Annotated in this window: 28 protein-coding genes and 1 tRNA gene; 18 read left to right on the top strand and 11 right to left on the bottom strand. The window is 69.5% G+C overall.

Features of this window, described 5'->3' with window-relative positions; all coding sequences use genetic code 11:
* Window positions 1–101 precede the first annotated feature (101 nt).
* Entirely contained in the window at window positions 102–647 is a 546-nt protein-coding gene (locus G3580_RS03095) for a phasin family protein (protein WP_173763870.1), read from the top strand.
* Window positions 648–712: 65 nt separating this feature from the next.
* Here the strand turns inward: G3580_RS03095 and G3580_RS03090 are convergent, their stop codons facing one another.
* Window positions 713–1,759 carry an ornithine cyclodeaminase gene (locus G3580_RS03090; RefSeq protein WP_173763869.1) on the bottom strand — a complete coding sequence of 349 codons (1,047 nt, stop codon included), beginning with the start codon at window positions 1,757–1,759 and terminating at the stop codon, window positions 713–715.
* Window positions 1,743–2,663, bottom strand: coding sequence for a dimethylarginine dimethylaminohydrolase family protein (locus G3580_RS03085; protein ID WP_173763868.1), 921 nt, complete (start codon window positions 2,661–2,663; stop codon window positions 1,743–1,745). Before G3580_RS03085 ends, G3580_RS03090 begins: the two co-directional genes overlap by 17 nt.
* Before the next feature lie 112 nt (window positions 2,664–2,775).
* Between G3580_RS03085 and G3580_RS03080 the strand changes: the two genes are divergently transcribed.
* From G3580_RS03080 to G3580_RS03070, 3 genes are read left to right on the top strand one after another with little or no spacing between them, the layout of a single operon-like run.
* The gene (locus tag G3580_RS03080; RefSeq protein ID WP_228720753.1) at window positions 2,776–3,219 is read left to right on the top strand and encodes an Lrp/AsnC family transcriptional regulator; all 444 of its coding nucleotides are present in this window, start codon (window positions 2,776–2,778) and stop codon (window positions 3,217–3,219) included.
* Between the two features lie 3 nt (window positions 3,220–3,222).
* Window positions 3,223–4,461, top strand: a complete 1,239-nt coding sequence (locus tag G3580_RS03075) for an MFS transporter (RefSeq protein WP_173763867.1) — start codon at window positions 3,223–3,225, stop codon at window positions 4,459–4,461.
* Between the two features lie 32 nt (window positions 4,462–4,493).
* Window positions 4,494–4,889, top strand: a complete 396-nt coding sequence (locus G3580_RS03070; RefSeq protein WP_173763866.1) for a DUF2721 domain-containing protein — start codon at window positions 4,494–4,496, stop codon at window positions 4,887–4,889.
* Between the two features lie 9 nt (window positions 4,890–4,898).
* Here the strand turns inward: G3580_RS03070 and G3580_RS03065 are convergent, their stop codons facing one another.
* Entirely contained in the window at window positions 4,899–5,642 is a 744-nt protein-coding gene (locus G3580_RS03065) for a toll/interleukin-1 receptor domain-containing protein (RefSeq protein ID WP_173763865.1), read from the bottom strand.
* Between the two features lie 95 nt (window positions 5,643–5,737).
* Between G3580_RS03065 and G3580_RS03060 the strand changes: the two genes are divergently transcribed.
* On the top strand, window positions 5,738–6,364 hold the full coding sequence (locus G3580_RS03060; protein ID WP_173763864.1) for a class I SAM-dependent methyltransferase: 627 nt from the start codon (window positions 5,738–5,740) through the stop codon (window positions 6,362–6,364).
* On the opposite strand, the gene G3580_RS03055 is transcribed toward G3580_RS03060, so the two are convergent.
* Window positions 6,361–7,113 (bottom strand): TSUP family transporter, encoded by a 753-nt coding sequence (locus G3580_RS03055; RefSeq protein ID WP_173763863.1) that lies wholly within the window; start codon window positions 7,111–7,113, stop codon window positions 6,361–6,363. The genes G3580_RS03060 and G3580_RS03055 overlap by 4 nt on opposite strands.
* Window positions 7,114–7,185: 72 nt before the next feature.
* Between G3580_RS03055 and G3580_RS03050 the strand changes: the two genes are divergently transcribed.
* A complete protein-coding gene (locus G3580_RS03050) occupies window positions 7,186–10,071 on the top strand; it encodes a TIR domain-containing protein (protein ID WP_173763862.1) in 2,886 nt (961 codons plus the stop codon).
* Between the two features lie 7 nt (window positions 10,072–10,078).
* Here G3580_RS03050 and G3580_RS03045 read toward each other — a convergent pair whose 3' ends face one another.
* Window positions 10,079–10,999, bottom strand: coding sequence for a DUF808 domain-containing protein (locus G3580_RS03045; RefSeq protein WP_173763861.1), 921 nt, complete (start codon window positions 10,997–10,999; stop codon window positions 10,079–10,081).
* 121 nt (window positions 11,000–11,120) lie between these two features.
* Between G3580_RS03045 and gorA the strand changes: the two genes are divergently transcribed.
* Window positions 11,121–12,479: a glutathione-disulfide reductase gene (gene gorA, locus G3580_RS03040; RefSeq protein WP_173763860.1), complete on the top strand. Its 1,359-nt coding sequence runs from the start codon at window positions 11,121–11,123 to the stop codon at window positions 12,477–12,479.
* Between the two features lie 66 nt (window positions 12,480–12,545).
* Here the strand turns inward: gorA and G3580_RS03035 are convergent, their stop codons facing one another.
* Together G3580_RS03035 and G3580_RS03030 are read right to left on the bottom strand one after the other, a co-directional pair.
* Window positions 12,546–12,743: a dodecin family protein gene (locus G3580_RS03035; protein ID WP_173763859.1), complete on the bottom strand. Its 198-nt coding sequence runs from the start codon at window positions 12,741–12,743 to the stop codon at window positions 12,546–12,548.
* Between the two features lie 136 nt (window positions 12,744–12,879).
* Complete coding sequence (locus tag G3580_RS03030) at window positions 12,880–13,755, bottom strand: AEC family transporter (protein ID WP_173763858.1); 876 nt, start codon at window positions 13,753–13,755, stop codon at window positions 12,880–12,882.
* Between the two features lie 174 nt (window positions 13,756–13,929).
* Here G3580_RS03030 and G3580_RS03025 point away from each other — a divergent pair, with 174 nt between their 5' ends.
* Window positions 13,930–14,547 (top strand): PEP-CTERM sorting domain-containing protein, encoded by a 618-nt coding sequence (locus G3580_RS03025; RefSeq protein ID WP_173763857.1) that lies wholly within the window; start codon window positions 13,930–13,932, stop codon window positions 14,545–14,547.
* A gap of 153 nt (window positions 14,548–14,700) precedes the next feature.
* Here G3580_RS03025 and hslU read toward each other — a convergent pair whose 3' ends face one another.
* The 3 genes from hslU to G3580_RS03010 form a co-directional block, all read right to left on the bottom strand.
* Window positions 14,701–16,035 (bottom strand): ATP-dependent protease ATPase subunit HslU, encoded by a 1,335-nt coding sequence (gene hslU / locus G3580_RS03020; RefSeq protein ID WP_173763856.1) that lies wholly within the window; start codon window positions 16,033–16,035, stop codon window positions 14,701–14,703.
* A gap of 3 nt (window positions 16,036–16,038) precedes the next feature.
* Window positions 16,039–16,584 carry an ATP-dependent protease subunit HslV gene (gene hslV, locus G3580_RS03015; protein WP_173763855.1) on the bottom strand — a complete coding sequence of 182 codons (546 nt, stop codon included), beginning with the start codon at window positions 16,582–16,584 and terminating at the stop codon, window positions 16,039–16,041.
* A 73-nt stretch (window positions 16,585–16,657) separates the two neighbouring features.
* Window positions 16,658–17,788, bottom strand: coding sequence for an STAS domain-containing protein (locus G3580_RS03010; RefSeq protein ID WP_228720752.1), 1,131 nt, complete (start codon window positions 17,786–17,788; stop codon window positions 16,658–16,660).
* Between the two features lie 183 nt (window positions 17,789–17,971).
* On the opposite strand from G3580_RS03010, the gene ybgC reads away from it, so the two are divergent.
* The 10 genes from ybgC to G3580_RS02960 all read left to right on the top strand — a co-directional run bounded on the left by ybgC (window position 17,972) and on the right by G3580_RS02960 (window position 24,503).
* The gene (gene ybgC, locus G3580_RS03005; protein WP_228720751.1) at window positions 17,972–18,376 is read left to right on the top strand and encodes a tol-pal system-associated acyl-CoA thioesterase; all 405 of its coding nucleotides are present in this window, start codon (window positions 17,972–17,974) and stop codon (window positions 18,374–18,376) included.
* 5 nt (window positions 18,377–18,381) lie between these two features.
* A complete protein-coding gene (gene tolQ, locus G3580_RS03000; protein WP_173763853.1) occupies window positions 18,382–19,056 on the top strand; it encodes a protein TolQ in 675 nt (224 codons plus the stop codon).
* Between the two features lie 18 nt (window positions 19,057–19,074).
* Entirely contained in the window at window positions 19,075–19,488 is a 414-nt protein-coding gene (gene tolR / locus G3580_RS02995; protein WP_173763852.1) for a protein TolR, read from the top strand.
* 6 nt (window positions 19,489–19,494) lie between these two features.
* Entirely contained in the window at window positions 19,495–20,355 is an 861-nt protein-coding gene (locus tag G3580_RS02990; RefSeq protein WP_173763851.1) for an energy transducer TonB, read from the top strand.
* Between the two features lie 33 nt (window positions 20,356–20,388).
* Window positions 20,389–21,669, top strand: coding sequence for a Tol-Pal system beta propeller repeat protein TolB (gene tolB, locus G3580_RS02985; RefSeq protein ID WP_173763850.1), 1,281 nt, complete (start codon window positions 20,389–20,391; stop codon window positions 21,667–21,669).
* A gap of 55 nt (window positions 21,670–21,724) precedes the next feature.
* Complete coding sequence (gene pal / locus G3580_RS02980; RefSeq protein ID WP_173763849.1) at window positions 21,725–22,249, top strand: peptidoglycan-associated lipoprotein Pal; 525 nt, start codon at window positions 21,725–21,727, stop codon at window positions 22,247–22,249.
* Window positions 22,249–22,962, top strand: coding sequence for a tol-pal system protein YbgF (gene ybgF / locus G3580_RS02975; protein ID WP_173763848.1), 714 nt, complete (start codon window positions 22,249–22,251; stop codon window positions 22,960–22,962). The genes pal and ybgF overlap by 1 nt, the downstream gene beginning before the upstream one ends.
* 15 nt (window positions 22,963–22,977) lie before the next feature.
* Entirely contained in the window at window positions 22,978–23,637 is a 660-nt protein-coding gene (gene queE / locus G3580_RS02970; protein ID WP_173763847.1) for a 7-carboxy-7-deazaguanine synthase QueE, read from the top strand.
* A 22-nt stretch (window positions 23,638–23,659) separates the two neighbouring features.
* Window positions 23,660–24,382, top strand: a complete 723-nt coding sequence (queC, locus tag G3580_RS02965) for a 7-cyano-7-deazaguanine synthase QueC (protein WP_173763846.1) — start codon at window positions 23,660–23,662, stop codon at window positions 24,380–24,382.
* A gap of 45 nt (window positions 24,383–24,427) precedes the next feature.
* Window positions 24,428–24,503: transfer RNA gene (locus G3580_RS02960), tRNA-Lys, on the top strand.
* A gap of 64 nt (window positions 24,504–24,567) precedes the next feature.
* Here the strand turns inward: G3580_RS02960 and cobA are convergent.
* Window positions 24,568–25,332, bottom strand: coding sequence for a uroporphyrinogen-III C-methyltransferase (cobA, locus tag G3580_RS02955; RefSeq protein WP_173763845.1), 765 nt, complete (start codon window positions 25,330–25,332; stop codon window positions 24,568–24,570).
* Between the last annotated feature and the right edge of the window lie 2 nt (window positions 25,333–25,334).

Below are 25,334 nucleotides of genomic sequence, written 5' to 3'. Positions count from 1 at the left end.
CCGCCGGATTCTTGGCTAGAATGAAATTGTGCACTGCATCAAATGCACCCTGCAGTGATGTAGCGAAAGCCTTATTGCCTTGATATTTCAGGAGATTGACCATGATGACCCCCGCCAAGATCAGCGCCTCCGGCGCCGAAGCCCTCGACACCCTGAGCACCCTCGTCGGCATGCAGTTCGAAACCCTCGAGCGCTTCTCCGGCCTGTCCTTCGACACCAGCCGCAGCGCCATCACCGACGGCTTCAAGGCGCTGACCAGCTTCAGCGCCGTGAAGGATCCGAAGGAACTGGCCGCCCTGTCCGCCGGCATGGTGGAACCGGCCCTGGCCAGCGGGATCAGCTACGTGCGTGGCTGCTACGGCATCGCCTCCGACCTGGGCGAGTCCATGGGTGAAGTGATGAACGCCAAGTACGACGCCGCCAGCAAGGATCTGGATTTGGCACTCGAGAAATTCGCCAGCGCCACCCCGGTGGGCGGCGAGGCCATGGCCGCCGCGGTGAAGACGGCCATGAACGCCACCAGCAAGGCTATCGACGAAGCCGCCAAGGTGGCCCGCGAAAGCGTGAGCCTGACCGAAGCCAATCTGGTCAAGGCCTCGGATGCGGCGCTCAAGGCCACGGCGAAGGCGGCCAAGACGGTCGCCTGATTCGCCCCGCCGGGCAACCGGCCGCCCCAGGAACGCCCCACGACCGCACCGGTCGCGGGGCGTTTTCATGCTGCGCGCCGAGCCGCCTCCGCCGCCCCGGGGGCGACGAGCGAATACAGGTTGCGCGGATCATCCAGCTCCGGAATCAGGCGCACGCCGAACCCCAGCCCGGAGCGCTCCACCTGACGCTGCAGGTAGCGCAGGGTGGCGAAGTCCTCGAGCGCGAAGCCGACCGAATCGAACACCGTGACCTCGTCGTCCGTGGAGCGTCCGCGTGCCGGATCGCTCAGCACCTCCCACAGCTCGGTCACCGGAAAATCCGCCCCCAGTTGCTGGATGTCCCCTTCCACCCGGGTCTGCGGCGCGTACTCGACGAACACCCGGGCGCGGCGCAGCACCGCCGCGGCCAGTTCGGTCTTGCCGGGGCAATCGCCACCGATCGCGTTCACGTGCATCCCGGGCCGGATGTGACCATCCTGAACGATCTGTGCCCGGCGTTTGTCCGCAGTGGCGGTGGTGACGATGTCGGCCCCATCCACCGCCTCGTCCACCGAGCCGGCGGCAACGATGTCCAGCCCGGGCACGTCGGCGAGATTGCGACGCAGGCGCGCGGTGGCGGACGGGTCGACGTCGAAGGCACGGATCTGGCGGATACCGACGAGGCGATGGAAGGCCAGGGTCTGGAACTCGCTCTGCGCGCCGTTGCCGATCAGGGCCATGGTGCGCGCGCCGGGCCGCGACAGCGCCCGCGCCGCCAGCGCCGAGGTGGCGGCGGTGCGCAGGGCGGTGGCGAGGGTCATCTCGGCGAGCAGCACCGGGTAGCCGGTGGCCACGTCGGCGAGCACCCCGAAGGCGGTGACCGTGAGCTTGCCGGCGCGGCCGTTGCCCGGATGGCCATTCACGAACTTGAAGCCGTAGCGCACGCCGTCGGCCGTCGGCATCAGCTCGATCACGCCCTCGGGCGAATGGCTCGCGACCCGCGCGGTCTTGTCGAACTGCGGCCAGCGCAGGAAGTCCTCGCGGATGGTCGCGGCCAGCTCCTCGATGACCGTGGCCACGCCGCGGCGGCGCAGCCAGGCCTGCATGTGGGGCACGTCAATGATCGGGACCATGGTGTTTCTCCTGTGAAGCGGGGGCGATGCCGGCCGCGGCCGGGCTTTGGCGGTCGAGCCGCAGGGTCATGCAGAAGGCGCCGCCGCCGGCGAGCATGAACGGCGTCACGTCCACCTCGTGCACCCGGTAGCCGCGCCCCTCGAGCAGGGTGCGCAGGCGCGGTGCGCACGGGCTCATGACGATGTCGCGGCCCACGTTCACCGCGTTCACGTTGAAGCGCGCCAGCTCGTCCTCGTTGGCGGCGATGAGCCGGTCGGCGCCGACCTGGGCGATCACCCGGGCCCGCGATTCCATCGACAGGGCGGGCGGATACCACAACACCTCGCCGCCGCAGAGCGGGGCGAAGCACACATCCAGGTGGTAGGCGCGATCTGTCACCAGTTCCAGGGGCACCACCGGCTGGCCGAAGAAAGCGGCCAGCCGGTCGGCGGCGATCCGCGAACTGCGTGGCCCCCAGCCGGCCCAGAACTGGCCGCGGGTGGCATCCCAGATGCAGTCGCCCGCGCCCTCCTGCACGCAGCCGGGGGGCAACCGCCCCACCTCGCGCAGGAGCCCGTCGGCGCGCAGCCGCTCGAACAGCTCGGCAAAGTGCGCTTCCTCGCCCTGACGCTCGGCATGGCGGAAGCGCGCCAGCAGCGCGCGCCCGTCGAGCACCACCGCCGCATTGGCGGGAAAGACCATGTCCGGCAGGCCCGGCGCGCCGGGCATCACGCTGACGCGACAGCCGATGCGCTCCAGGGTGTCGACCAGCGCATCGAATCCGGCGCGCGCACGGCGCCCCAGCGCGCCGGCCTCGGCATGCCAGCGTTGCGGCTGCATCCACGGATTGATGGTGTAGTGCACATCGAAGTGGGCGGGATCGACCAGCAGGATGTGGGGCGCGGTATCGGATGGGTCGGCCATGGTGGCGTCCTTCTCTCGGGGGGCATCAATACTTCAGTATGTGCGGTGCGTCGTTCAACATAAAGCCAACGCATTGCACACTTTTCGCCATAATTTGTTCAAAATGAAAACCATGGAAGACACATTGACCACACTGGACGATACCGACCGGCAGCTCATCGCCCTGCTGCGCGACGATGCCCGCCTGCCGGTCACGGACCTGGCCCGGCGTCTGCGCGTGGCGCGCGGCACGGTCGTCAATCGCCTGCGCCGGCTCGAAGCCAGCGGCGTGATCAGCGGCTACACGGTGCGCCTGCGGCCCGAGGCGGAAGCACACCGCATCCGCGCCTGGATGGGCATCGCGGTCGAGGGCAACACCTCCGCGGCGGTGCTGCGCGCCCTGCGCGGCGAGCCGGCCATCGCCACCCTGCATTCGACCAATGGGCGCTGGGACTTCATGGCCGAGCTGCGTGCCGACACCCTCGAGGCTTTCGACCGGGCGCTCGGGCGCATCCGCAACATCGAGGGCATCGCCAGCACCGAAACCAGCATCCTGCTGTCCACCCACAAGGTGTGAGCGATGCCGCCGCGCGACGATCGCCTCTTCGCCCATCGCGGCTACATCCACTTCTGGCTCGGGCGCATCTGCAGCACCAGTGCCAACCAGATGCTCGCGGTGGCGGTGGCCTGGCAGGTGTGGGACCTGACCCGCAGCGCCTTCGCCCTCGGCCTGGTCGGCCTGCTCCTGTTCCTGCCCAAGCTGGTGTTCATGCCCCTGGCGGGCAACCTGGCGGACCGCCTCGATCGCCGTCGCCTCATCGCCTCGGCCCAGCTGGCCCAGGCCCTGTGCCTGGCGGCGCTGACCCTGGCCACTGCCAGCGGCTGGATTTCGCTGCCGCTCATCTACGCCCTCATGGTGCTCTCCGGCACCGCCCGCACCTTCGAGATGCCCACCACCCAGGCCTTCGTGCCGCTGCTCGTGCCCACCCCGCTGCTGGCCCGGGCGGTGGCCATGGGCGCCTCGGCGCATCAGGTGTCCACCATCGTCGCCCCGGCGCTGGCCGGCTTCATCTACGTGGCCGGGGCGCAGGTGGTCTACGCCATCGCCACCGCCCTGGTGGTGACCGCGAGCGTGCTGCTCACCCGGGCCACGCCGGTGCGCGCGCAGGTGTTCGGCCAGCGCGGAGCGTCCGGCTGGCACACCTTCGTGCTGGGGCTGCGCTTCATCCGCGACCAGCGCGCGGTACTCGGCGCGATCTCGCTGGACATGATGGCGGTGCTGCTCGGCGGCGCCACCGCGCTGCTGCCCATCATCGCCAGCGAGGTGCTGCACACCGGCCCATGGGGGCTGGGCCTGCTGCGCTCGGCGCCCGCGCTGGGCGCGCTCGCGATGTCCGTGTGGCTCGCCCATCATCCCCTGAGCGGCCGGGTCGGGCCGCGCATGTTCGGCGCCGTCGCCCTGTTCGGGGTAGCGACCATCGTGTTCGGGCTGTCGTCGCAGCTGTGGCTGTCCATGGGCGCACTGGCGGTGCTGGGCGCCGCCGACATGGTGAGCATGGTGTTCCGCGGCGCCTACATCCAGCTGGCCACGCCGGACGCGATGCGCGGCCGGGTGGGCGCGGTCAATTCGCTGTTCATCGGTGCGTCCAACCAGCTCGGCGAATTCGAATCGGGGGTGACCGCGGCCTGGTTCGGCGCGGTACCGGCGATCGTGCTCGGCGGTGTCGGCACCCTGCTGGTGGTGGTGCTGTGGATGCGCTGGTTTCCGGACCTGGCCCGCCTCGACCGCCTGCCGGAGGCCGAGCCGCCCATGGGATAATGGCGCCGTCACCGACGCCGACCGACCGCCCCATGGACATCACCACCCCCGCGCTGCTGTTTCCCGCCATCTCCCTGCTGCTGCTGGCCTACACCAACCGCTTCCTGACCCTGGCGCAGCTCATCCGCCAGCTGGCCGCGGATCATGGCAACCCGGTGCTGGTGGCGCGCCAGATCCCCGGGCTCAAGCGGCGCATCGGCCTGATCAAGTACATGCAGAGCTTCGGGGTGGTGAGCTTCCTGCTGTGTGCACTGTCGATGCTGGCGATCTACGCCGGGCGCAGCCCGCTGGGCAACGGCCTGTTCGGCCTGTCCATCGTGACCCTGGCGGTCTCGTTGCTGCTGTCGCTGGGGGAGGTGGTGATCTCCACCCAGGCGCTGTCGGTGGTGGTGGAGGATATCGAACGGCGCGGCCCGGGTGGCGACTGAACGCGCCGCCTAGTAGAGGATGTTCCGGGCCTGCAGGACCGTGGTGTCGATCACCCGGTCGAGGAGCTGATTGGCCGTCGCCCCACCCAGCGCGCGGATGAACAGGTAGACCACGACGAACATCACCACGGTGGAGAACAGCTTGCCCAGCCGCCCGGCGGCCCAGCGCCCCATCGCCAGGCCCAGGCCGTCGCGACGCGGCGAACTGCGCCCCATGCGTTCGAGCTGATCGCGGACCAGGTCGCTGACCGCCTGAGCGCTGCTCGGCGGCCGCAAGCGTCGGGCTGCCGCCAGCTCGGGCAGCTGCCGGGCGAGCTGATCGGTCAGCGCGTCGACACCCTCGCGCCAGTGCGCATCGCTCAGGGTCACGGCCTGGCGGCCGGCCAGGGGGGCAATGTCGTCGGGCAACTGATCCGGCCACGGCATGTGCGCCCCGTCCACCAGCACCGGCACCACGAGCCGTTCGAGCGCCAGCGCGCGTTCGATTTCCCGTCGCACCCAGTCGGCAGGATGGTCGAGGCGACGGACGCCGGACGCATCGGTCGCATCCAGCCAGTCGCGCCCGATCACCACCAGCACCGCGTCAGCGCCATCGAGGCGCCGGTTCAGGTGATCGGCGAAATCCACGCCGGCCGGGATCTCGCGGTCGCGAAACACGTGCGCGTCGCCGAAGCGCTCGTTCAGATCGTCTTCGAGCCGCCCCGCGTAGCCTGCGCTGTCGTCGCGCCGGTAGCTGATGAAAATGCTCGCCATGGCTGCACAATAGCAACGGGTGGCCGGCGATGGAAAGGGTTTGCCGTTGCCGTGGCATCATGAAACGCAAATCACTTCCGCGGAATTGCTGCACCATGCCTTCACGGCCCGACGACGACACCCTCGCCCGCGCCACCCTGTCCCATTACGAGGCGCACGCCGAACCCTATCGCGAAGGGACGGCGGATCACGATGTCAGCCAGAACGTGGACGCCTTGCTGCGCGCCATCGACGGCGTACCGCCCTACCGCATCCTCGACCTGGGCTGTGGCCCCGGGCGCGATCTGCGCACCTTCCGCGACCTGGGGCACGAGGCGGTCGGCCTCGACGGCGCCCGGGCCTTCGTCGACATGGCGCGCAGCGACACCGGCTGCGAGGTGTGGCACCAGAACTTCATCGCCCTCGAGCTGCCGCCGGATCACTTCGACGGCGTGTTCGCCAATGCCGCCCTGTTCCACACCCCGCGCGACCGCCTGCCGGCGCTGCTGCGTGCGGTCCATGCCACGCTGCGCCCGCGCGGGGTGCTGTTCTGTTCCAATCCCCGCGGCGACAACCAGGAAGGGCTCAACGGCACGCGCTACGGCTGCTACTACGACTGGCCCACCTGGCACGCCCTGGTGTCGGCCGCCGGTTTCACCGAGGTCGAACACTACTACCGGCCGCCGGGCAGGCCGCGCCACGAGCAACCGTGGCTGGCGAGCGTGTGGCGCAAGCCGGCCTAACGCAGCATCAGGCGCACCGCGATGGCCACGGTGACGACCACGATCACCGGGCGCACCAGCGCCGCGCCGCGACGGATCACCAGGTTCGAGCCCAGCCGCGCGCCGACGATCTGCGCCACCGCCATGGCGGCGACCAGGGGCCAGACGACGTGGCCGCCGGCAATGAACAGGATCATGGAAGTGACGTTGGTCACCAGCACCACCGGTTTGGTGCTGGCGGTGGCGCGGCGCATGTTGTCGCCCCGCAGCGCCGCGAAGGCCGCCGCCGAGAACGAGCCCATGCCCGGGCCGAAGAAGCCGCCATACACGCCGAGCCCGCCGCCCACCAGCGGCGCGAAGGCGCGCGCGGACAGGCGCGCCGGGGTATCGCGGTCGGAGATCCGTGGCGACAACGCGAAGTAGGCCGCCAGCACGATCAGGATCCACGGCAGCAGGGTCTCCAGAAAGGCCTTGTCGAGCGACTGCACCAGCAGCGTTCCGCCGATGGCGCCGACGAAGGCCCACGCCAGCGTCGCACGCAGCGGCGCCAGGTCGAGGTGGCCCTGGCGGAAGTAGTTGACGGCCGAGGAGAGGGTGCCGAACACGCTCTGGGTCTTGTTGGTGCCCAGCGCCAGCACCGGCGGCACCCCGGCCCACAACAGGCAGGGCAGCACCAGCATGCCGCCGGCCCCGGCGATGGAGCTGATGAAGCCACCCAGGAAGGCGACCAGCGCGAGGCCGGCAACGACGGACAGGGACAGCTCGGGCATGGCGTGACGACGGTGCGGGAAAAGGCGCAAGGATACGCCACCGGCCGCGCCGGCGCCGGTCTAGACTGAACCATGTCATCCCCCTCGCCCGACGCCGCCCCCCCGCCGGACACCGCGGCGGAGACCTCCGAGACCGCCCGCGTCTTCGTCTCCTACGCGCGCACGAACCAGGCCGCCGTGCGCCGCTGGTGCGAGGCGCTGGCGGCGCGCGGCCGCGAGCTGTGGGTGGACTGGGAGGGCATCCCTCCCAGCGCGGAGTGGATGGCGCAGATCGAGACCGGCATCCGCGAGGCCGACGCCTTCGTGTTCATGATGAGCCCGGCGGCGCTGGCCTCGACCGTGTGCCGCCAGGAACTGGACATCGCCGCCGGCCTCGACAAACGCCTCGTGCCGGTGGTGATCGAGGACGTGGCGCCCGCCGAGGCCCCCCCCGCGCTGGCGCGCCTGAACTGGATCTTCCTGCGCGCCGGCGACGACGCGGACGCGGGCCTGGCACGACTGGAAGCGGCGCTGGATACCGACCTGGACTGGCTCAAGCGCCACACCGCGCTGATGCGCCCCGCGCTGGCCTGGCAGGACGCCGGGCGCGAGCGCAGCCGCCTGCTCAAGGGCCAGGCGCTCAAGCAGGCCGAGGCGTGGCTGACCGAGAGCGCGCAGAAATCCCCGGCGCCGGCGGACGTGCAGCTCGCCTTCATCCAGGCCAGCCAGCAGGCGGCGCGCACCCGCCTGCGCCTGGCCCTGGCCGGCGCCCTGGTCGGCCTCGTCAGCCTCGCGGCCCTGAGCCTGTGGGCGGTGCTGGCCGAGCGGCGCGCCGATGCCGCCCGCGAGGAGGCAGTGGCGCGGCAGCTGGGCTCGGACGCCTCGCTGGTGGCCAGCGAGCAGGCCGCACTCATCGAAACCAGCGCCCTGCTCGCCATCGAATCGTGGAAGCGCCGCCCCGCCCTGGGCAACGACGTGCCCCTGCGGCAGGCACTGCGGCTGCTGCCCCGACAGCTCGCGCGCTGGTCGCATCCGGGGCAGCGTATCCGCGCCGCGCAGCTGATCGACGGTGGGCGTATGGTCGTCTATGCCGAGGCCGACCGGCTGCACCTGCAGCGCGCCGACGGCACCGCGCCAGCCACCATCGTCACCCTGCCGGCCCAGATCCGCTCGGTGATCCGCTGCGGCGCGGCCGGCGCCTTCGTCGCCCGCACCGACGCCGATCAGGTACGCTACTGGCGGGACGCCCGCAGCCCACCCGAGGCCCTCGAGGACGCGACCGCCGTGACCTGCTCGGCGGACGGGCGCATCGTCGCCCTGGGCCAGCGCGATGGCCATATCCGCTTCCACGCGACCGACGCCTCGGCGCCGCCGCCGGCCCCGTCCGACAGCCTCGACGCACCGGTGGAGCGGCTGCGCTTCAGCGACGACGGCCGCTTCCTCGCCGCCAGCGGCGCCAAACACCTGCGCCTCTGGGCGCTGACCGCGGATAGCGCCCGCTCGCTCGCCGCGCTCAAGGGGCGCCAGCCGGTCGCGGACATCGACTTTTCACCGGCGGGCGACACCCTGCTGGCGGCCGCCGACGCCGCCGCCTATGTGTGGCATCTGCCCGACGCACGCCTGGTCAAGCGCCTGGGGGAGCTGACCAACGTGCACCGGGCGCGCTTCTCGCCCGACGGGCGCCTGATCGCGCTGGGCGTGGGCGATGGCTCGGTGGTGATCTACGATGCGCGCCGGCTCGAGCGCATCCGCCAGATGCGTCACGGCAGCCCGGTGCATCACCTCGCCTTCAGCGCCGACAGCCGCCTGCTGCTCAGCGGCAGCAACGATGCCACCGCGCGCCTGTGGCGCATTGCCGACGGCAGCGAACAGCTGCGTTTCAGCCACGCCGACTTCATCACCGCCATCGACTGGCCCGACGGGGCCGGCCGCATGCTGAGCGCCGGGCGCGACGGCGCGGTCAAGCTCTGGGCGCCCGGACTGTTCGAACGTGAGGTGGTCGATGGCCCGCGCCGCGCGGTCGCCGTGCAGGCCAATGTGGACGCCATCCGGGTGGCCCCCGGCGCCGCCGATCTGCTCGAACCGCTCGGCGCGCATCGCTGGCAGCTGCGCGCCCAGGGCGACGCCGCGCCCACGGTCACCTTCGCGGTGCCCGAGGGGGTCGTCACCTTCGCCCTCAGCCCGGACCGGTCGGTGCTGGCGGTGTCGCAATTCGACGGCCGCGTCAGCCTGCGCCATCTGCCGGACGGCCGCCTGCTGCGCACCCTCACGATCGGCGCGCCGAGCGACACCGTCGGCTTCAGCCCGGACGGCACGCTGCTGCTGACCGGCAGCCGCGACGGCCAGGTGCGGCTGTGGGCCTGGGCCACCGGCACGGTGCGCTGGCAGCAGGCCCATGCGCCCTTCATCTTCGCCCATGCCTTCAGCGCCGACGGGCGCCTCGTGGCCACCGGCGGCTCCGACGCCAGCGCGCGGGTGTGGCAGGTCGCGGATGGCCGCGAACGGCACCGCTTCGCACACCGCCACGATGTGCGCGCCCTCGCCTTCCATCCCACCCGGGCGCTGCTCGCCAGCGCCAGCTCCGATCACATGGGGCGCCTGTGGTCGCTCGAGACCGGCCAGGTGACGCGCTATCTCCCGCATCGCGGCCCCGTCCTGGCGATCGCCTTCTCGGCGGACGGCACCCGCGTGGCCACGGGCAGTTCGGACCGCACGGCACGCCTCTGGCGCACCGACGACGGTGTCGAGCAATCGCGCATCCAGGCCCCGTCCGCGGTGTTCGCGCTGGGCTTCGACGGCCCGTGGCTGCGGCTGTTCACCGGTGGGGAATGGTCACGCCATCCGGTGGATCCGGCCGCGGTGGTGACCGCCACCTGTGCGCGGCTCACCCACAATCTCGGCCCCATCGACTGGCTGCGCTACGTGCGCACGCCCACGCCCCAGGCGACCTGCCCGGGGTTGCCCGTACCGCGCTTCTGAGGCCGCCTCAGTCCGCCGCGGCGAAACGCGAGAAGAGCGTGCGCCCCAGGCTCACCAGCGCCACCGCCAGGGCACCGAGGACGATGCCGCCGAGGGCGTTGAGCACCACCGGCAGCACCGCCACCCACAGGCCGCCGGCCTGCGCGGCGAGGTGATCCACGCCGTGATGGAGCACCGGCACGGCATGGGCGACGATGCCGCCGCCGACGAGGAACATGGCCGCCGTGCCGAGCACCGACAGGGTACGCATCAGCCACGGCGCGGCCATCACGATCGCGGCGCCGATGCGTCGGGTCATGGCGCCGGACTGGGTGCGCAGCCACAGGCCCAGGTCGTCGAGCTTGACGATGGCGGCCACCACGCCATACACGCCGGCGGTCATGAGTACCGCCACCCCGGCGAGCACCACCAGCCGGGTGACGAAGTCGGCCTCGGCCACCACCCCGAGCGTGATCACGATGATCTCCCCCGAGAGGATGAAGTCGGTGCGGATCGCACCGCGGATCTTCCTGCGCTCGAAGGCGATCAGGTCGACCTTCGGGTCCGCCACCGCCTTGACGAGTTGCGCCCGGTGCGCCTGCTTCTGGTCGCGGTGGGTGAAGGCGTGCAGCAGCTTCTCGAAGCCCTCGAAGCACAGGAAGGCGCCGCCGAGCATGAGCAGGGGCAGGATGATCCACGGCGCCACCGCGCTGACCGCCAGCGCCGCCGGCACGAGGATGGCCTTGTTGCGGAGCGAGCCCTTGAACACCGCCCACACCACGGGCAGTTCGCGGTCGGCGCGCACCCCGGTGACCTGCTCGGCGTTGACCGCCAGGTCGTCGCCGAGCACACCCGCGGTCTTCTTGGCGGCCACCTTGGTGAGCACCGACACGTCGTCGAGCAGGGTGGCGATATCGTCGATCAGGGCAAGCAGGCTGGCGGCGGCCATGCGGATGTCCTCGGCTGGAAAATGGGGCAAACCGCGCCATGGTAACCGCCCGCGCGCCGCCGCGCACCCCGCCACGCGGCGACTGCTACACTCGTCCACATTCCGACACGTGGAGACCGTCATGCGCAGCTACGACTACGACCTCGTCACCATCGGCGCCGGCTCCGGCGGCGTGGCCGCCAGCCGCCGCGCCGCGGCCCTGGGCGCCAAGGTGGCCATCTGCGAGGGCGACCGGGTCGGCGGCACCTGCGTCATCCGGGGCTGCGTGCCCAAGAAGCTGATGATGTACGCGGCCCAGTTCGCCGACGCCTTCGCCGACGCGGCCGGCTACGGGTGGACGGTGGTGCCGCCCGACTTCGACCTCACCCGCCTGGTGCAGGCCAAGAACGCCGAGACCGCGCGCCTCGAGGGCATCTACCGGACCATGATCGCCAACGCCGGCGTCACCCTGCTCGAAGGCCGGGCCACCCTCGTCGATGCGCACACCGTGGCGGTGGGCGATCGCCGGGTCAGCGCGCGGCACATCCTCATCGCCACCGGCGGCGCGCCCAGCCATCCGCCCATCGACGGGCTCGAGCTGGCCATCGACTCCAACCAGCTGCTCGATCTGCAAGAGCAGCCGCGCCGCCTGCTGGTGCTCGGCGCCGGCTACATCGCAGTGGAGTTCGCCGGCATCTTCGCCGGCTTCGGCACCGAGGTCACCATGGCCTACCGCGCCGATCTGCCCCTGCGCGGCTTCGACACCGACATCCGCACCCGCCTGGCCACCGCCATGGCGGACCGGGGCATCACCCTGGCGCACGGGTTCGAACCGGAGAAGATCGAACGCACCCCCAACGGCATCCGCTGCCATGCCAAGGACGGGCGCACGGTCGAGGCCGACGCGGTGCTCAACGCCCTGGGGCGGCATCCCAACACCGCCGGGCTGGGGCTGGAGGCCGCTGGGGTGGAGGTCGATGCGCGCACCGGCGCCATTGTGGTGAGCGCGGACTCGCGCACCTCGGTGGCGCACATCTACGCCGTGGGCGATGTCACCGGCCGTGCCGCCCTCACCCCGGTGGCCATCGCCGAGGGCCGCGCCTTCGCCGAATCGGTGTTCGGCGACACACCGCGCGTGATCGACCATCGACTGATCGCCACCGCGGTGTTCAGCCAGCCGCCCATCGGCACCATCGGCCTGAGCGAGGCGGCGGCCACCGCCGCCGGGCACGCGGTCACCGTGTTCGAGGCCGACTTCCGCCCCATGAAGCACACCCTGGCCGGCCGCGCCGAACGCGCCTACATGAAACTGGTGGTGGACGCCGATTCGGACACCGTGCTCGGCGCCCACCTGATCGGCGCCGATTCCGGCGAGATCATCCAGGCCCTGGCCATCGCCATCACCCTGGGGGCCACCAAGGCCGACCTGGACCGGACGCTGGCGGTGCACCCGACCGCCGCCGAGGAACTGGTGCTGATGCGCACCCCGCGCGGCGGCTGAGGCCGCCCGCCGTCAACGCCAACGGGGCGCCTGGGCGCCCCGTTGCATGTCGGCGACCAGCCGGCCTCACACCGGCATGAACGCCACCTGGACGGCCACCTGGTAGGCAACGAGCCCGCCACTGACCACGCGCCGCTGACGCCGCACCCAGGCGCCACAGACATTGGTCAGGCGCGCCCGGGCCTGCGCCATGGCGGTGCGGATGGCGTCCTCGAAGCTTTGCGCCGATTCGGCCACCACTTCGGTCACTTGTGCCTCTGGCATGGATCATTCTCCGATACTGCCCGCAGGGTCACACACCCTGCAATGCTCGTGCAGGCATGATCCCAGCCACCTGCCGGGCCGACAAGAGGCAAAGCGTAAGCAAATGCGCGTCCCCGGCCGCCCACGCCAGCGCGACTCAGGGCAGCACCAGCGCCAGGGCGACAGACAGGAACAGCAACGCCGCCACGTTGCCGATCAGCACCATGGAGGCCACCTTCTCCGGCTCCTGGCCGTAGCGTTCGGCGAAGATGAAGTTGAGCACCGCCGGCGGCAGCGCACCGAACACCAGGATCAGTGCCTTTTGCAGCGGCGGGAAGTCGAACAGCATCAGCAGCACCGCGGCGATCGCCATGCCCACCAGCGGGCGCGCCACCGCGCCCAGCAGGCCGAGGCGCACCGAGGAGATCCTGGAGTCGCTCAGGCGCACGCCGAGGCCGATCAGCATCAGCGGGATGGCGATGTCGCCCACCATCTTGATGGACACCAGCAGGGGCTCCCACACCGGGATGCCGAGCATGCCCACGGCCAGCCCGGCGAAGGTCGCCAGCACCGAGGGCACCTTCCAGATCGTGACCATGCGCACCCGGTGGTCGAGCAGCCAGGCGCCGAAGGAGAAGTGCATCAGGTTCGAGGCCATGAACATCACCACCATCGGCGCCAGCGCCTTGTCGCCGAAGGCCAGCACCGCCAGCGGCAGACCGAGGTTGCCGCAGTTGTTGAACATCACCGGCGGCACCAGGGTCTTGGGATCGATCTTCAGCAACCGCGCCAGCACCCACGCCGCCAGCCCGGAACCCACCACCATCACCAGCGTGGCCAGCAGCAGCGGGATGTCGTTCTCCGGCCGGAACGGTCGGCTGGCGAGCGCGGCGAACACCAGCGCGGGCACGAACACATCCATGTTGAGCTTGTTCGCATGGGCCAGATCGGGACGGAAACGACGCCCCACGAAATAGCCCAGGGCCACGATGGAGAACAGCGGAAAGAGGATGGAGACGATGCGCAGGAGCATGGGAGCGTTCGCGGGTGAAGACAACGTGGCCTTGATTGTACGTGCACGTCAACCGCCACGACAGCGGGGATTGTCCGTATGGATAGGCCGAACGGGGCACCCGGGCCGCACACTCTGGAAACATGCATCGAGCATAGTACGATGGGACACCACCTTGGCATCGGAGACACCCCCATGAACACCGGACACTTGCTCGCCCTCGCTACCGGCCTCGCCCTGACCATGGCCCCGGCCCATGCCGACCCCTTGTCGTGCGACGGCGACCTGAGTTTCATCGACGGGGCCAACACGCGCATCGCCTGCAGCGGCGACCTCGTGCTCGACGGCAATGCGCTGAGTGCCGACGAATCCATCTGGGTGCACTCCGACACCCGCATCGAAGTGATCGACGCGACGCTGAGGGCGCCTGCGATCATGCTGGATGCTTTACAGATCAACGTTGCGGGCAGGCTCAGCGCCGATGGCGCCATTTCCCTTGGCGTGCCGCCCACCCACTCGGGCGATACCATCCGATGGACAGATAGCGGCCCTGTCGCACTGGCCGGTGACGGCATCGCACTGTCACCGGGAAGTCGGCTCACGCTGTGGAGCGATGCCACCCGGTCGGGAGACGGCGGTCCGGCCGCGCAGGCCGGCGGCAGCATCGCACTGTCCCCGCACGGTCAACTCACCCTGAGCGACGGTTCGATGTCGCCGGGCTCGACGATCAGCGTCGTGCCGGAACCCACCGTGTGGGCAATGCTGCTGGCTGGCCTGACCCTGCTCTCGTGGGCGCCGAAACGCCGACGCTGACAGGACGAAGGCCGCAGGTCCGACTCCAGGAAAGGCTGCACGCACTCGGCACGATGACGCCCGGATGCCGCTGCGCGGCATCCGGGCGACGGCGGAGCGCCCTGGACAACGGTCGCCATCTCGGCGACCGTTTGCGTGGCGCCCGGCCGTCCGTCACAACACGTAGCGCGCCAGATCCTCGCTTTCGGCCACGGTCTCGAGGCGCGCGTCCACATAGGCCGGATCGACGGTGATCCGGTCCAGGCCCGCCTTGCCCGCCTCGAAGGACACTTCCTCGAGCAGCTTTTCCATCACCGTGTACAGGCGCCGCGCGCCGATGTTCTCGGTGCGCTCGTTCACCTGGTAGGCGATCTCGGCCAGGCGCCGGATGCCGGCGTCGGTGAAGTCCACCGCCACCCCTTCGGTGTCCAGCAGCGCCTCGTACTGGCGCGTGAGGCAGGCGTCGGTGCTGGTGAGGATGCGCTCGAAGTCCTCCACCGAGAGCGAATCGAGCTCGACCCGGATGGGGAAACGGCCCTGCAGTTCCGGAATGAGGTCGCTGGGCCGGGACAGGTGGAAGGCGCCGCTGGCGATGAACAGGATGTGATCGGTCTTGATCATGCCGTACTTGGTGCTCACCGTGGTGCCCTCGACCAGCGGCAACAGATCGCGCTGCACCCCCTGGCGGGAGACGTCCGCGCCCTGGGTCTCGGCGCGCGCGGCCACCTTGTCGATCTCGTCGAGGAAGACGATGCCGTTCTGCTCCACCGCCTGCACCGCCGTGGTCTTGAGTTCCTCGTCATTGACCAGGCGCGCGGCCTCCTCGTCGGCGAGCAGCTTGAGCGCCTCCTTGATCGGCAGCTTGCGCTGCTTCTTGCGCTGGTTGCCCAGGTTCTGGAACATGCCCTGCAGCTGCTGGGTCAGCTCCTCCATGCCCGGCGGCGCGAAGATCTCGGCGCTCATGCCCGGCTGGGCGAGCTCGATCTCGATCTCCTTGTCGTCCAGCTCGCCCTCGCGCAGCTTCTTGCGGAATTTCTGCCGGGTGGCGGTATCGCTGCCGGCGGCGGGCTCCTCACCGAAGCCGACCGGACGGGCCGGCGGCAGCAGCACGTCGAGCACCCGATCCTCGGCAGCATCGAGCGCCCGGTCCTGCACCTGCTTCATGGCGCGCTCGCGCCCGTCCTTGATGGCGATCTCGACCAGGTCGCGGATGATGGTCTCCACGTCGCGGCCCACGTAGCCGACCTCGGTGAACTTGGTCGCCTCCACCTTGATGAAGGGGGCGTTGGCCAGCCGCGCGAGACGGCGCGCGATCTCGGTCTTGCCGACCCCGGTGGGGCCGATCATGAGGATGTTCTTGGGGGTGATCTCGCCGCGCAGCGGCTCTTCGACCTGGGCACGGCGCCAGCGGTTGCGCAGGGCGATGGCCACGGCGCGCTTGGCACGCCCCTGGCCGACGATGTGCTTGTCGAGTTCGGAGACGATCTCCGGGGGGGTCATTTGCGTCATGGTTCAGCTCCCGCCGCCCAGCACCTCGATGGTGTGGTGCTGGTTGGTGTAGATGCACAGATCGGCGGCGATGGTCAGCGCGCGGCTGACGATTTCCTCGGGCGGCAGGTCGGTGTTCTCCAGCAGCGCCACCGCGGCGGACTGGGCGTAGGCACCACCGCTGCCGATGGCCACCACGCCCTTTTCCGGCTCGAGCACGTCGCCGTTGCCGGTGATGATGAGGGAGTTCTCCTCGTCGGCGACCGCCAGCATGGCTTCGAGCCGGCGCAGCATGCGGTCGGTGCGCCAGTCCTTGGCCAGTTCGACGGCGCTGCGCACCAGGTTGCCCTGGTGCTTCTCGAGCTTGGCCTCGAAGCGTTCGAAGAGGGTGAAGGCATCCGCCGTGCCGCCGGCGAAACCGGCGAGGATGCGGTCCTGGTAGATGCGCCGGACCTTGCGGGCGCTGCCCTTGACGACGATATTGCCCAATGTGACCTGCCCATCCCCGCCCAGGGCGACGCGACGGCCGCGCCGCACCGAAAGGATGGTGGTGCCGTGATACTGTTCCATGATGAATCCTGACGGCCCGTGCACGGGCCGGTTTGACGGGGGCGCGGGACGCCCGGAGCTACTTAGCTGGGGACTATGCCTGAATTTGCAAGCGGGCGACCTGATCGATCCCCATCACCCGCAGCAGCGCCGCCACCATGGCGTTGACCCGGTTCAGCGACACCAGCTTGCCCTGGCCCTGCAGGGTCGAGAGCACATTGAACAGGCTCCCCGCAGCGACGAAATCGACACGACGCAGACGCGAACAGTCGACCTCCACCGCGGCGTGATCGGCCGCATAGGCGGCCAGCTTGCGGATGCCTTCGGCGTTGGCGCCGAGCAGCTCGCCTTCGAGCGCGAAGCCCTGCGGTGCGGCCGGCGTGGACTCGATGTCGGTGGTGGTTGCCATCGCCTCCATCGAAGGGGCTTCCCACGACGGCGGCGAGACCTCGAAGGTCACCGCATAGTCCACCGCCACTTCCTCGAAGCGGTCCATGTCGTCGGTGTGCTGGAGCATGTCGAGCAGCAGCAACCACATGTTGCGGTTCTCCGCCTGGCCGACGGTCACCTGGCCGCCGAGCATTGCCGCCACCGCGGCGCAGCCCGACAGCTTGACGGTGACCCCCTGCTCGCGCAGCGCACCCACCAGATCGCGAAACAGGGTGCAGCCGGCGTCGTCGGCCGAGCGCAGGCGCGACAGGTCGATGCGCACGGCGCCGTGCTTGAGGGCGGTCTCGCGCACGCGCACGAACTGCTTGCCCACCTCTTCGGTCAGGGCCGCGCCCATGGCCACCGAGGGGGAACTGGATTTGCTCTTCTGTGCCGGCGCGTCGGCCACGTCCCAGGCCGGCGGCGACTTTTCGAAACTGCGCGCGTAGGCGATGACGCGCTCGTCGAACTCGGCGCGCATGCCGGTGAGCTTGTACAGGTCGATGAGCATCATCCACATGAACTCACCCTGCCCGATCGGAAGGCTATCGACGAAGGCCGCCAGCACCGCGGCGGCGGCGTCGTTCTGACCATTGGCGTAGAGGACGGCCGCCTCTTCGGCGATGGACGAGAAGTCGTCACCGCCCTCGTGCACTTCCATCTTGCCCGCACATTCGGCAAGTGCACGGGCCACGTCGCCACCGGCGGCGGCAAAGTCCAGCGTCGACAGTTCGGAACGCGGACCGCGTCCGTCGTTGTGGCCGGATGCTTTCTGTTTGTTAGATGGACCTGCCAAGATCGCACTCCCTCCTGAAGCGATCAAGCCTTTCGCATGAGTCGTTCGAGCATACCACTGTCTTCCCTCGCCGGCGGACACACGCCCATGGTTGAGAGGAAATGTAACCAAATGCCAAAGCCAACGGCCCGATCGCTTGTGGCTACAATAGCGCCTCGACCCATCCGGCTTCGAGCAGATGCTGTGCAAGAATCACGTCTCACCCTGCGGGTATATTACGAGGATACCGACGCCGCTGGCGTTGTGTATTACGCAAACTACTGGCGTTTTTGCGAGCGCGGCCGCACCGAGTGGCTGCGCGAGCGCGGCTTCGACCAGCAGATCCTGATGGACGAGACCGGCCTGGCCTTCGTGGTGCGCACGGTGCAGGGCCATTACCTGCGCCCCGCGCGCCTCGACGACACCCTGACCGTCGTCACCGCGGTCGACGCCACCCGCCGCGCCAGCCTGGAATTTTCCCAATATGTCGATCGGGGTACTGAACGCCTGTTCACCGCCACGGTCTCAATCGCGTGCCTGGATACCCGGCGCGGTCGCCCCGCGCCCATCCCGGCACATATCCGCCAATCCATCGAAGCGTCGGCCTGACCCCCATGCCCATCACCCAAGACCTGTCGATCCTGTCCCTCATCGCCGAGGCGAGCCTGATTGTGAAGTTCGTCATGGCCATCCTGGCGGCCGTCTCCTTCACCTCCTGGTACTGGATCTTCCGCAAATGGTTCGCCATCGGCGCCGCGCGGCGCAAGACCGCGGTGTTCGAGCGTGAATTCTGGAGCGGTGGCGATCTCAACCACCTGTATCAGAGCGCCAGCAACGACCGCCACAACTCCGGCCCCATGGAGCGGATCTTCGAATCGGGCTACCGCGAGTTCTCCAAGCTGCGCGCCAAGAACGCCTCCCCCGAGACCGTCGTCGACGGCGCCCGCCGCGCCATGCGCGCCACCTACCAGCGCGAGATCGACGAACTCGAGGCGCATCTGGCCTTCCTCGCCTCGGTCGGTTCCGTGTCGCCCTACGTGGGCCTGTTCGGCACCGTGTGGGGGATCATGAACGCCTTCCGCGGTCTGTCGAACGTCTCCTCCGCCACCCTCGCCCATGTCGCACCGGGTATCGCCGAGGCCCTCGTGGCGACGGCCATCGGCCTGTTCGCGGCGATCCCCGCGGTGGTCGCCTACAACCGCTTCGCCCATGACATCGACCGGCTCTCGATCCGCTCCGAGAGCTTCATGGAAGAATTCTCCAACATCCTGCAGCGCCAGCTGCGCTGACCGACGCCGGAGAGCCCCATGCGCCAGCGCCGCCTCATGAACCAGATCAACGTCGTGCCCTACATCGACGTGATGCTCGTGCTGCTGGTGATCTTCATGGTCACGGCACCGATGATCCAGACCGGCAGCATCGACGTGCCCAGCGTCGGCAAGTCGTCCGACGCCCCGGCCGAGCCGGTGAGCGTGGTGGTCAAGGCCGACGGCTCGGTCGCCCTGCGCGACGGCGCCGGCGATCCGCGCCCCATGGCGCTCGACGCCCTCGTCGGCGAACTGCAGGCGCTGCAGTCGGGTGCCAGGAAACGCCCGGTGCTGATCGCCGGCGACAAGGCGGCCCGCTACGAGGCGATCATGCAGGTCATGGACCGCCTCCAGCAGGCCCACATCGAACAGATCGGCCTGCTCGTGCAGCGCGGCGAAGCCCCCCGCAAGTAAGGCCTCATGGACGCCCCACTGGACGCACGCGAGTTCTATCCGAGCACCGCTCCGGGCAAGTGGCCCTCGGCAGTGCTGGCCGCGCTGGTGCACGTCGCCCTGTTCGTGTTCCTGTTCTTCGGCATCCGCTGGCAGACCGAGCCGCCCGCGGCGGTGCAGGTCTCGCTGGTGCCCGCCCCGCCGGTGGCGCAGCGCCCGACGCCCAAGCCCCAGCCCAAGCCGGAACCCAAGCCCGAGCCGACGCCGACGCCCCCGCCGGCACCGAAGCCGGAACCCAAGCCCCAGCCGAAGCCGGAACCGAAACCCGCGCCCAAGCCCGAGCCCAAGCCGCCGCAGATCAAGACCCCGGAGAAGAAACCGGAACCGAAGCCGGAGAAGAAGCCCGAACCGAAGCCGGAGCCGAAACCCGCGCCCAAGCCCGAGAAGAAGCCGGAACCCAAGCCCAAGCCGCAACCGAAGCCGAAGCCTGACGAGAAGGCGCGCGCCATCGAGAACAGCCGCATGGACGAGCTGCTCGCCCTCGACGCCCAGCGCGCCCGCGAGGCCGAGCTGCTGCGCCAGGAGGCGGCGTCGGCGGCGCGCACCCGTGCGCTCGAGACCTACATCGACAAGATCCGCGGCAAGGTGCGCTACAACCTGATCCGCCCGCCGGGCCTGAGCGGCAACCCGGAAGCGGTGTTCGTCGTCACCCAGGGGCCGGGCGGCACGGTCCTCGACATCCGCCTGAAGAAGAGCACCGGCACCCCGACGCTGGACGACGCGATCCGCCGCGCCATCCAGAAATCGGATCCGCTGCCGCAGCCGGACGACCCGTCGCTGTTCTCGCGTACACTCGAGCTTACATTCCGCCCCCTCGAAGACCGATAGGGGTTGGGTATAATCCGCCGGATGCCTTTCACCATGATGAAACTGACTGATTTGCTTCGCCTTTTCTTCACCCTCCTGCTCTCGCTCGCCGCCATGGCGGCGCACGCGCAGCTGTCGATCGAGATCACCGGCGCCGGTGCGAACCGCTTCCCGGTGGCCGTGTCGGTCATGGAAGGCGAGTCCCAGCTGCCCCGCAGCGTCACCGAGGTGATCCGCGCCGACCTGGAACGCAGCGGCCTGTTCAGCCTCGTCGAACTGGGCCCGGTGGCCTTGCCCGAGGGATCGCTGCCCGACTTCGCCTGGCTGCGCACCCGCGCCGCCGACGCGGTCGCCGTGGGCAGCGTGCGCGACGTGGGCGCCGGCCGCTTCGAAGTGCGCATGCGCCTCTACGACACCCGCCAGGAGCAGCAGCTCGACGCCATCGTGATGACCATGACGCCGGACCAGTACCGGGCCACCGCGCATCGCATCGCCGATGTCATCTTCGAGAAGATCACCGGTCTCAAGGGCGTGTTCTCCACCCGCATCGCCTACGTGGTCAAGAGCGGCACCAACTACAAGCTGCAGATCGCCGACTCGGACGGCGCCAACGCGCAGACCGCGCTCAACTCGCGCGAGCCGATCATCTCGCCGGCCTGGTCGCCCGACGGCAAGAAGCTGGCCTACGTGTCCTTCCAGCTCAAGAAGCCGATCGTGTACGTGCACGACCTGGCCGCCGGCCTCCAGTCGGTGGTCGCCAACTTCAAGGGCTCCAACTCCGCCCCCGCGTGGTCGCCCGACGGCCAGCGCCTGGCGGTGGTGCTGACCAAGGACGGGCTGTCGCAGATGTACACCATCAACGTGGACGGCTCCGGCATCCAGCGCCTGGCCACCTCCTCGAGCATCGACACCGAGCCGGCCTACAGCCATGACGGCAAGTGGATCTATTTCACTTCCGATCGCGGCGGCAGCCCGCAGATCTATCGCATCCCCGCCACCGGGGGCCGCGCCGAGCGCGTCACCTTCGAGGGCAGCTACAACGTGACCCCGCGGCCCTCGCCCGACGGCCTCACGATGACCTTCATCACCCGCACTGCCAACGGCTTCCAGGTGGCCATCATGGACCTGGCGACCCGGCAGTACGCCGTGCTGACCGATTCATCCCGCGATGAATCCCCCAGCTTCGCACCCAACAGCCGCATGATCCTCTACGCCACCGAAGTGGGTGGCCGAGGCGTGCTCTCTGCGGTATCTTCCGACGGACGCATCAAGCAGAGACTGTCCGTCAAGGCAGCTGATGTGCGCGAACCGGCCTGGGGACCTTTGATGCAGTAAAAGTGGCCCACGAAGCCGACATAGACCCCCGCTCAACAACTCCAAGGAGTTAAACATGCGTTCAACCCTCGCCGCCTCATTCGTAGTCATCGGCCTGCTGGCCGGTTGCTCGAGCACTCCCATGACCCAGGACAGCGGGGCGGCCGTCGAGGATCGCACGACCCCCGACACCATCCCGACGGTCACCCCCACCCAGGCCGCCGGCAGTTCCCTGGCCGAACTGACCGATCCGTCAAGCCCGCTGTCCAAGCGCAGCGTGTTCTTCGACTACGACAGCTTCGTCATCCGTGGCGAATTCATGCCGCTGGTCGAGGCCCATGCCCGTTTCCTGGTCGCCCATCCGGACATCAAGATGCTGATCCAGGGCAACGCCGACGAGCGTGGCAGCCGGGAATACAACCTCGCCCTCGGCCAGAAGCGCGCCGACGCCATCAAGAAGGCCCTGCTGCTGCTCGGCGCCAAGGAAGGCCAGATCGAAGCGGTCAGCCTCGGCGAGGAGAAGCCGCGCTGCACCGACAGCACCGAGGACTGCTACGCCCAGAACCGTCGTGGCGACATGCTCTACTCGGGTGAGTTCTGATGGCGCGCACGCGCCAGTGGATCGCCGTGCTTGCGCTGGCAGCCTCGCTGCCGGCGCATGCCGGTCTGTTCGACGACACCGAAGCGCGCAAGGAACTGATGCGGATGCGGGAGGACTACAACGCCCGCCTGCAGGCGCTCGAGGCGTCTTCGCGCGCGCAGCTCGACCTGGCCAACCAGATCGAGGCGCTCAAGGCCGAAGTGGCCCGCCTGCGCGGTGACGTCGAGTTGCTCGGCCACACCATGGAGTCGGTGCAGAAGCGCCAGAAGGACTTCTACGTCGACCTGGACGAGCGCCTGCGGCGTCTCGAGACCGGCGCCGGCCCGGCCGGACCGGTGGACCCGGCGGCCGAGTCCGCCGACTACGAGTCGGCCCTGAACCTGCTCAAGGGCGGCAAGTACGGCGATGCCGCCGCGGCCTTCGACGCCTTCGTCGCCAAGTACCCGAGCAGCAGCTTCCTGCCCAGCGCCCATTTCTGGGCCGGCAGCGCCGCCCTCCAGGCCAAGGACATCAACCGCGCCTCCGAGCACTTCAACGCGGTGGTCAACCAGTGGCCGGACGATCCGCGCGCACCGGACGCCCTGCTCGGCGTCGCCAACTGCCAGCGCGCCCTGGGCGAGCGCAAGCTCGAACAGAAGACGCTTCAGGGCGTCATCGAACGCTACCCCGACAGCGCTGCCGCCAAGTCGGCGAAGCAACGCCTCGGCGGCTGACCGGAACGCGAACGCATGCGTGAAAACCCTTCCGTCACCCGCCTGCGGGTGACGGAAATCTTCGCTTCCGTCCAGGGCGAGGCCAGCCGCATCGGCCTGCCCACGGTGTTCGTGCGCCTCACCGGCTGCCCCCTGCGCTGCACCTGGTGCGACACCGAATACGCCTTCCACGGCGGCACCACCATGGCGATCGACGAGATCCTCGCCGAGGTCGCCGGCCACGGTCTGCCCCAGGTGTGCGTCACCGGCGGCGAGCCACTGGCGCAGAAGGCCTGCCTGGCGCTGCTGAGCGCCCTGTGCGACGCCGGCCACGAAGTCTCCCTCGAGACCAGCGGCGCCCTCGATATCGCCCCGGTGGACCCGCGCGTCGCCCGCATCATGGACCTCAAGGCCCCCGGGTCGGGCGAAGCGGACAAGAACCGCTGGGCCAATCTCGACCACCTGCGCCGAGACGACGAAGTGAAGATCGTCGTCGCCGACGCCGCCGACTACCGCTGGGCCGCCGAGCAGATCAGCGCTCACCGGCTGACCGATCGTTGCAAGGTGCTGCTGTCCCCCGTCGCCGGCGCGCTCGAACCCGCCGCGCTGGCCGAATGGATCGTCCGCGACCGCCTGCCGGTCCGCTTCCAGATGCAGCTGCACAAGATCCTGTGGGCCGACGCACGCGGTCGTTGACCCCACCGACACTCGTCATGCCATGACCGAAACCGAACAGACACCTCCCGTCAAACGCGCCGTCGTGCTCCTCTCCGGCGGCCTCGACTCGGCCACCTGCCTGGCCATCGCCCTCGACATGGGCTTCGAGTGCTACGCCCTGTCCGTCGCCTACGGGCAGCGCCATGCCGCCGAGCTGTCCGCCTCGAAGCGGGTCGCCGACGCCCTTGGCGCCCGCGAACACCGGCTCGCCCGCGTGGGCCTGGGCCAGTTCGGCGGCTCCGCGCTCACCGACCCGGCCATCGACGTGCCCACCGAAGCACGCGACGAGGCCGCCAGTCCCATCCCGGTCACCTACGTACCGGCGCGCAATACCGTGATGCTCTCCATCGCCATGGCCTGGGCCGAGGTCCTCGGGGCGCACGACATCTTCGTGGGCGTCAACGCGGTGGACTACTCCGGTTATCCCGACTGCCGCCCCGCCTTCATCCAGGCCTTCGAGACCATGGCCAACCTGGCCACCAAGGCCGGCGTGGAGGGAGAGAAGCTCACCATCCACGCTCCGCTGATCGAGATGAGCAAGGCCCAGATCATCCGTACCGGCACCGCGCTGGGCGTCGACTACGCCCAGACCGTCACCTGCTATCAGGCCGACGACAGTGGCCGTGCCTGCGGCCGCTGCGAGGCCTGCAAGCTGCGCCGCGCCGGCTTTCAGGAAGCGGACATTCCCGATCCGACGCGTTACGCGGAAAACGGCAACACATAAGGTTGACAGCGTTACGGGTGCTACCTATAATGCGCCCTTCCTTACGGGTCGTTAGCTCAGTTGGTAGAGCAGCGGACTTTTAATCCGTTGGTCGCGTGTTCGAGCCACGCACGGCCTACCAGGACACCAAAAAGCCCAGTCATCGCGACTGGGCTTTTTCCGTTTAAGGATCGAAACGGGCGCGCTCAGCCGCCCTGGAACCACCCCAGCGTCGGTGCCATCGTCACCACGGTGCCGATGATCATCAGCGCCGGCGGCTTGATGCTGGCGGCCTCCGCCTTGTCGGCCAGGTCGGCCAGGGTGGCGACGACGACGAACTGGTCCGGGAGCGTACCGCGGCGTACCAGGGCGGCAGGGGTGGTCTCGGGCAGCCCGTGGGCGACCAGCTGCGCAGCGATCTCGGCGATGCGCGAGACGCCCATGTAGATCACCACGGTCTGCTTCGGGCGCGCCAGGGCGGACCAGTCGAGATCCACCGGCCCTTCTTTTTTGTGGCCGGTGGCGAAGACGACGCTCTGGGCGTGATCCCGGTGGGTGAGCGGGATGCCCGCGTAGGCGCTGATGCCCGACGCCGCGGTCACGCCCGGCACCACTTCGAAGGGGACGCCCGCCGCCACCAGCGTCTCGGCCTCCTCGCCGCCGCGCCCGAACACGTAGGGGTCGCCGCCCTTGAGGCGCAGCACCCGGTGGCCCTCGCGCGCGAGCCGGACCAGCAAGGCGCAGATGTCGGCCTGCCTCATGCTGTGGTTGGCGGCCTTCTTGCCCACGTAGATGCGTGTGCATCCGGCCGGCATCCGGGCCATCACCTCGTCGCCGACGAGGTTGTCGTAGACCACCACGTCCGCCGCGCGGATGATGGCGTCGGCCCGCAAGGTGAGCAGCTCGGCATCGCCGGGGCCGGCGCCCACCAGATAGACCCAGCCGGGCTGAACGGGGCGAGATCCACTCATGC

Source organism: Nitrogeniibacter mangrovi, from assembly GCF_010983895.1.
Classification (GTDB): domain Bacteria; phylum Pseudomonadota; class Gammaproteobacteria; order Burkholderiales; family Rhodocyclaceae; genus Nitrogeniibacter; species Nitrogeniibacter mangrovi.
This window is presented reverse-complemented; position numbering and strand designations above follow the sequence as displayed.